The organism is Pseudomonas sp. NPDC012596 (assembly GCF_042902325.1).
Lineage (GTDB): Bacteria > Pseudomonadota > Gammaproteobacteria > Pseudomonadales > Pseudomonadaceae > Aquipseudomonas.
Genome location: NZ_JBIBEB010000026.1, coordinates 52,808 through 59,404, shown reverse-complemented (window position 1 = coordinate 59,404; position 6,597 = coordinate 52,808). Strand labels below are relative to the sequence as shown.

The window sequence follows — 6,597 nt, the reverse complement described above, 5'->3', positions numbered from 1 at the left end:
GACGCCCCTGTTGAAGTGCTGCCGCTGCTGGACAAGGCCTATCGCTACGATGCCAGCGACAACCTGATTGCCGAGGTACTGACCCAGACCCAGCGTCGTGGCATGACCAACGCTGCCAACGATGAGAGCGCGCATCTCGAACGGATCATCGGGTGCTTCAATGACCTGCCACACACCGGCAAGAGCTACTCGGGACGCAACCGTTACGGCTACGACCTCAACGAGCAACTGCAAGCCGTCCAACAGTGTGATTCTGTCGAAGTCGATGGAGCTGCTGTTTCGTGCCGTGCCACCCAGCCTGTACCTGGCGTTGGCAATGACGGAACCGCAGGAAAAAGCCGCGCGTCATAGGCTTATGCAGCAACACGGCATCAGCGAACTGGATGCGGCGATCCGCATGGCCCAAGACATCGACCGTGCGCGCGGCATCGAGCCCTTTAATCTGGAACTGTCAGGAGCGACACCATGCGCAAACGGATGACCGCGCACAACCTGAAATGGACCTGCGGTTGGCTCGCTGTCGCGGGTTTGGCACTGTGCTGGTGGCTACCGCTACCCTTTCGCTCCGCCGCCAATGACAGCCCGCCGTGGATATATGGCAACCCCGAAGCACGCTTTACGATCACCCCCTACGCAGACCTCGAATGCCCACATTGCCGCATCTACCTGCCACAGCTGCAGCGCTGGATCGTCACCAATGACCACGTCAACCTGGCCTGGCACCACTTGCCTCTGCCGCAGCACCAGCCTGCGGCCAGTCGCGAAGCGCGGCTGGTTGAATGCGTGGGCCAGCTCGAAGGCCGTGAAGGCTTCTGGGGTGCGGTAGTCTGGGTCTATGTGCACACGCAAGGTAACGGCCGGGGATTGGCTACCGGCACCACATATCCCGGTTCGACGCCAAGCCTACAACACTGCCTGGCGGGTGAAGAGGTGAGCCAAACCGTGGCCACCCAGAAAGCGGAAGCCGCGCAGAACGGATTGAACGCCATACCGAGCTTGCGCCTGATCGACAATCACACCCGACACACCGTGATCTTGCAGGGCCCCATCGAACCCGATGCCCTGCTGTCAGCGGTGGACCTGTTGAGCGCACCCGATATTGCTGAGATGCCTGCTGACGTTGTCAGCGACATGCCCAGGTAGCCCACGTTTGTCACGGCTACGACACCGCGTTGCGGTGTTGAACGCTTTCCTCCCTGCCCTATCCGGGCCAACACGTCCTTTCCCAATGGGGTTTCAGCCCCTTGGTGCGCAACCTCCCTCTCGTCCCTGGAGGTTCCATGCCACACTCCTATTCGAGCACTGAATGCTCTCGCGCTAGCACTCTGCCACGGCATTGTGCTAACGCTTCTATGCTCGTCCGATCGAAGACCCGCCATGCCGCAAACCGTGCACTTGAATCTGGCACTGACCGCCGAACAGCACGCGATGCTGCGTCGAGCGGCCCTGGCTGCCTGTGCTCAGAAGCGCCTGCCGGGCCGCACAACGGACATTGCTCGACAACGGCCCACTCTTGCTGGACCATCCTCAGGCTGAGCTTTCAGGGCGGCACTGGATCGCCCGGCCCAAGAGAACGCGAATCTCAGAGAGCCCTCTTCGCGGCCTGTTCCCTGGCCGCACTGATACTTCGATGACGCGATTCCCCTGCAGTCATACACGCCCACTTACACTTTACTGGCCGCGAAAACACCGTGTTTAACGCCTCGCACTCGCTGACCTCTTAACATAAACGGCCTACCCATCAGGACAGGGAACGCCCATGAGCATCAACAGCAAGAAACGACGCGACAGCAAAAAGGCCAAAGCCAAGCGCGGTAGCACAACGTTGCTCCCACCCGCCCTGTATCAGCTCAACCGTTTTCGTAAGGACTACATCAAGAACTGGGGTGTGAATTCCAAGGGCCATCTGGACCAAGGTCACTACACCTGGATGGCCGACCGCCTGAACGGCTATCCGCGAACCCTGGAGATCGGCTGCGGTGTCGGCTACTCCACGTTGGCCCTGCTGAAACAGGGGCACACCGTCGTCTGCGTCGAAGAAAACCCCCATTGCATTGCGGCCACCCAGCGCCTTGTGGCTGAGAACGGCTACTCCGTAGCCATCATCGCCCGGGAAACGCCCGAAAGCCTGGATGAGAATGCCTATCGGCTGATCTACAACGAAATCGACAATGTGCCTCAGGCTGATTGCCTGCTGATCGAAGGCGATGCCTTGAATGATCCCAAGCTGGAGAGCTGGCTCGAGCAGCAGCCCAAATTCGACGCCGTTGCCTGCTGGTTGCTTGGCACCCACAATGCGCGCGGGCATAACATCGCTGTCAACCTGGCGTCTATGCCCACCGCTCGCGAGCACCGCATTTTCGTGCAGAACAACGTCTATGAAGTGGCAGATCGGGTTCTTCGTTCGGGCGGCATCCTGACGGTGATCGATCGAGCAGAAACGCCGGCGACCGAGGATAAGGTGACCAAGTTGATAGACCATCACCGCGAACAAGCCAGTGTCACCTCGCTGGTTGTCAAAGCCGTTGACCACACGCCGCACATCGAATCGGAGGCAAAGGGGGCCATGCGCATGTTGTTCACGCCCGCCGAAGACACTCAGTTCGACCTCACGTCTGAAAACCTGCCTACGATGTCGCTCTGCTCGACAACATCGGTCAAACCCTGAACGTCCACTGTTGCCCTGCTGGTTCCGGCGGGGCAATAGAATGCTGACAACAATACGAAACCTCCCTGCACCTATTGTTTGAGGTTTCGATTCTGCGTACCTGATTCAATCGCGGGCATCCACGCTCGCCCAGTCGTTGAAGACTGAACGAAAGGAATTCTCGGACGCTGAACAGGCCTCCAGAGGAACCTCACGTCGATTGGCACGGGGATCGACCCCCTGAGCGACCAAAGCCGTTGCTTGGCGCGGGCTTCACGAGCTTCCTTGAGGCTGACGGCGGGATAGACACGAGATGCGGGCCTGCTTGCCCAACCAATAGAAATGAAAGTGCCACTGCTTGGCGCCCTTGGCACCGACGAACAGTGCAAGGCCAGCGGTGTCTTTGAAGGTGTAATTCTTGCCAGTGGGCTTTGCCTGGCGGACAGCGGTATCGATCAATGGCATGCGTACATCTCCCGGTCTCGTAAGATCGAGGAGATGTATATCGATGCCCAAGGCCCAGCTCAGCTATCAATCCGCTACGCCAACTACCCGAAATCGCTGTACTTAAAAATGTACTTAAATTTCGTGGCTGCTGGTGGATTCAGGCAGATTGCGCTGGAACGAAAAAAGACGCCGAAGCGTCTATTTTCAATGATCTACAGGCTTCCATGGAACTCTGTAGATCGATATTTGGAGCGGGAAACGAGACTCGAACTCGCGACCCCGACCTTGGCAAGGTCGTGCTCTACCAACTGAGCTATTCCCGCGTCGTGATGGGTGCCATTCTAGCAACATCTAAAACGGCGTCAACCCCTTGATTCAAAAAAGTTTTATTTTTGCTCAGAACCTTCGCGCAGGTGCGGCCAGGCCGCCAGCAGGTAGTGCACCATCGACCACAGCGTCAGCGCGGCAGCCACCAGCAGCAGGCCGTAACCGAGAATGACCCAGAACGTCACCGCCGGCGGGTTGGCCAGCAGGATCACCAGCGCCAGCATCTGCGCTGCGGTTTTCCATTTGCCCAGGTTGGACACCGCGACGTGCGCCCTCGCCCCCAGCTCGGCCATCCATTCGCGCAACGCCGACACGACGATTTCACGGCCAATGATCACGGCGGCCGGCAGGGTCAGCCAGAAGTTGGCGTGTACCTGCACCAGCAGCACCAGCGCCACGGCGACCATCAGCTTGTCGGCCACAGGGTCGAGGAAGGCACCGAACGGCGTGCTCTGCTGCAGGCGACGCGCCAGGTAGCCGTCCAGCCAGTCGGTGGCGGCGGCGATGGCGAACACCGTGCTGGCGGCCATGTAGCTCCAGTGATAGGGCACATAGAACAGCAGGATGAAAATCGGGATGAGCAGGACGCGTAGAACGGTGAGCAGGTTTGGAATATTCATCGGTACGACTGGCTGCGGGTTGAGCCCGGCATTCTACTCGCTATGCAGGCTGGCATAAATCGACTCGGCAAGCTTTTTACTGATGCCGGGGGCTTTGGCGATTTCATCGATACTGGCGCGGTTGAGCTCTTGCAGGCCACCGAAATGTTTCAGCAGGTCGCGGCGGCGCTTGGGCCCTACCCCGGCAACGTCTTCCAGGCTGGACACGCGCCGGGCCTTGCCACGGCGGGCGCGGTGGCCGGTGATGGCAAAACGGTGGGCTTCGTCGCGGATCTGCTGGATCAGGTGCAGCGCCGGGTTGTCGCCCTTGAGGGTGAATTCGTGGGCCACATCGTTAAGGTACAGGGTTTCGAAACCGGCCTTGCGGGTAACGCCCTTGGCCACGCCGAGCAGGGTCAGGTCGGTGAAGGCCAGCTCCTGCATCACTTCGCGGGCCATGTTCAACTGGCCTTTGCCGCCGTCCACCAGCAGTACATCGGGCAACTTGCCCTCACCGTCCTTGATGCGCCCATATCGGCGCATCAAGGCCTGGCGCATGGCGGCGTAGTCGTCCCCAGCGGTCACACCTTCGATGTTGAAGCGGCGGTAGTCGGACTTCAGCGGGCCTTCCGGGCCGAACACCACGCAACTGGCCACCGTGGCTTCGCCGCTGGAATGGCTGATGTCGTAGCATTCGAGACGCTGTGGCACTTCATCCAGGCCCAGCACCTCGGCCAGGGCCTCGAAGCGCGCAGCCATGTGCTGGCGGTTGGCCAGGCGGGCATTGAGCGCTTGCTCGGCGTTGGTGACCGCCAGTTGCTGCCAGCGGGCGCGCGTGCCGCGCACCCGGTGGCTGATGGTCAGCTCGCGGCCGCGCAGGGTCTGCAGCGCCTCGCTGATGGCGGCGAAGTCCTCGTGCACCACGTTGACGATCAACTCGCCCGGCAATTCACGCTCAGCGTTGCCCAGATAGTACTGGGACAGGAAGGCCGCCATGACTTCGGCCACCTCCTCCTCGATGCCCACCTGGGGGAAGAAGTTCTTGCTACCCAGCACGCGCCCGCCGCGCACGCTGATCAAGTGCACGCAGGCACCACCTGGGTTGACGAAGGCGGCAACCACATCGACATCGCCAGAGCCGCCTTCCATGTATTGCTGGTCCTGCACCCGGCGCAACAGGGCGATCTGGTCGCGCAGTTCGGCCGCTTTCTCGAAGTTCAAGGCCATGGCGGCCTTTTCCATCTCGGCGTTGAGCTCGTTGCCCAGCTGCTGGCTGCGGCCTTCGAGGAACATCACCGAGTGGCGCACGTCCTCGGCGTACTCTTCGGCGGCCACCAGGTCGACGCACGGCCCCTTGCAGCGTTTGATCTGGTACTGCAGGCAGGGCCGGGTGCGGTTGGCGTAATAGCTGTCCTCGCACTGGCGCACCGAGAAGGCCTTCTGCAGAAGGCTGAGGCTTTCGCGGATGGCGCCGGCGCTGGGGTATGGCCCAAAGTATCGGCCCTTGGCTTTTTTCGCACCGCGGTGAATGCCCAAACGTGGGAATTGGCCGTCAGACAGGAATACATACGGGTAGGATTTGTCGTCGCGCAACAGAATGTTGTACGGCGGCCGCCACTCTTTGATCAGGTTCTGCTCAAGCAGCAGCGCTTCGGTTTCGTTAGCCGTGATGGTGGTTTCGACCTGGGCGATACGCGCCACCAGCGCGGCGGTTTTCGGCGCCAGGCCGGCCTTGCGAAAATAGCTGGCCAGACGCTTCTTGAGGTTCTTGGCCTTGCCCACATAGAGCAGCCGAGCCTCGGCGTCGAACATCCGGTAAACGCCCGGGCGACCGCTGCAGGTCGCCAGGAATGCGCTGGCATCAAAGATTTGGGACATGAGGTTTTACAGGCTTGCGTCGACCATACCGTGGCGAACGGCCAGCAAGGTCAGTTCGACGTCGCTGGTGACCGAGAGTTTTTCGAAGATCCGATACCGGTAAGTATTGACGGTCTTGGGAGACAGGCACAACTTGTCGGAGATGATCTGCACTTTCTGGCAGCCAACGATCATCAGGGCAATCTGGATTTCCCGCTCCGACAACGCGTCGAAGGGCGAGCCCTGCGGCTGGAACGACTTGAGCGCAAGCTGCTGGGCGATCTGCGGGCTGATATAGCGCTGCCCGGCAAACGCCAGACGAATGGCTTGGACCATTTCGTCCAGGCCCGCGCCCTTGGTCAGGTAACCGGCCGCACCGGCCTGCATCAGGCGCGTGGGGAACGGGTCTTCTTCGCACACGGTGACCGCAACCACCTTGGTATCGGGGTGGCTGCGCAACAGTTTGCGGGTGGCTTCCAGGCCGCCGATCCCAGGCATCTTGACGTCCATCAGCACGACATCCGGCTTGAGCTCTCGGGCCTGTTTGAGCGCCGACTCGCCCGAATCCGCCTCACCCACCACCTGCAAGCCGTCGATGTCGGCCAACATGCGTGTAATACCGGTTCGTACCAGATCGTGGTCATCGACCACTAGGACCCTAATCAAGCAGACACCTCGTCAACAGGGCGATTGGATCCCGCCACCTTAACAAAATTTTTC

7 protein-coding genes, 1 tRNA gene and 1 pseudogene are annotated in these 6,597 nt (G+C 60.5%); 4 read left to right on the top strand and 5 right to left on the bottom strand.

The genetic code is table 11. The annotated features are described in order from the left end of the window. From ACFY68_RS24670 to ACFY68_RS24655, 4 genes and pseudogenes are all read left to right on the top strand, one after another. A partial coding sequence (locus ACFY68_RS24670) for a hypothetical protein (RefSeq protein WP_387532888.1) occupies nt 1-351 on the top strand: 351 nt, incomplete at its 5' end. Further along, nucleotides 233-481, top strand: a pseudogene (locus tag ACFY68_RS24665) (hypothetical protein); the annotation flags it as partial. The gene ACFY68_RS24670 and the pseudogene ACFY68_RS24665, both read left to right, overlap by 119 nt. Beyond that, nucleotides 466-1,143, top strand: coding sequence for a DsbA family protein (locus ACFY68_RS24660; protein ID WP_387532885.1), 678 nt, complete (start codon nt 466-468; stop codon nt 1,141-1,143). The pseudogene ACFY68_RS24665 and the gene ACFY68_RS24660, both read left to right, overlap by 16 nt. Nucleotides 1,144-1,759: 616 nt before the next feature. Continuing rightward, nucleotides 1,760-2,668, top strand: a complete 909-nt coding sequence (locus tag ACFY68_RS24655; RefSeq protein ID WP_387532883.1) for a methyltransferase — start codon at nt 1,760-1,762, stop codon at nt 2,666-2,668. A gap of 252 nt (nt 2,669-2,920) precedes the next feature. Here ACFY68_RS24655 and ACFY68_RS24650 read toward each other — a convergent pair whose 3' ends face one another. The 5 genes from ACFY68_RS24650 to uvrY all read right to left on the bottom strand — a co-directional run bounded on the left by ACFY68_RS24650 (nt 2,921) and on the right by uvrY (nt 6,543). Further along, nucleotides 2,921-3,112: an Arm DNA-binding domain-containing protein gene (locus ACFY68_RS24650; protein WP_387532880.1), complete on the bottom strand. Its 192-nt coding sequence runs from the start codon at nt 3,110-3,112 to the stop codon at nt 2,921-2,923. 229 nt (nt 3,113-3,341) lie between these two features. Then, a tRNA-Gly gene (locus ACFY68_RS24645) sits at nt 3,342-3,417 on the bottom strand. Between the two features lie 63 nt (nt 3,418-3,480). Then, complete coding sequence (pgsA, locus tag ACFY68_RS24640; protein ID WP_346612880.1) at nt 3,481-4,041, bottom strand: CDP-diacylglycerol--glycerol-3-phosphate 3-phosphatidyltransferase; 561 nt, start codon at nt 4,039-4,041, stop codon at nt 3,481-3,483. 33 nt (nt 4,042-4,074) lie between these two features. Then, nucleotides 4,075-5,898, bottom strand: coding sequence for an excinuclease ABC subunit UvrC (gene uvrC, locus ACFY68_RS24635; protein WP_346612879.1), 1,824 nt, complete (start codon nt 5,896-5,898; stop codon nt 4,075-4,077). Between the two features lie 6 nt (nt 5,899-5,904). After that, nucleotides 5,905-6,543 (bottom strand): UvrY/SirA/GacA family response regulator transcription factor, encoded by a 639-nt coding sequence (gene uvrY / locus ACFY68_RS24630; RefSeq protein WP_346612878.1) that lies wholly within the window; start codon nt 6,541-6,543, stop codon nt 5,905-5,907. Nucleotides 6,544-6,597 lie beyond the last annotated feature (54 nt).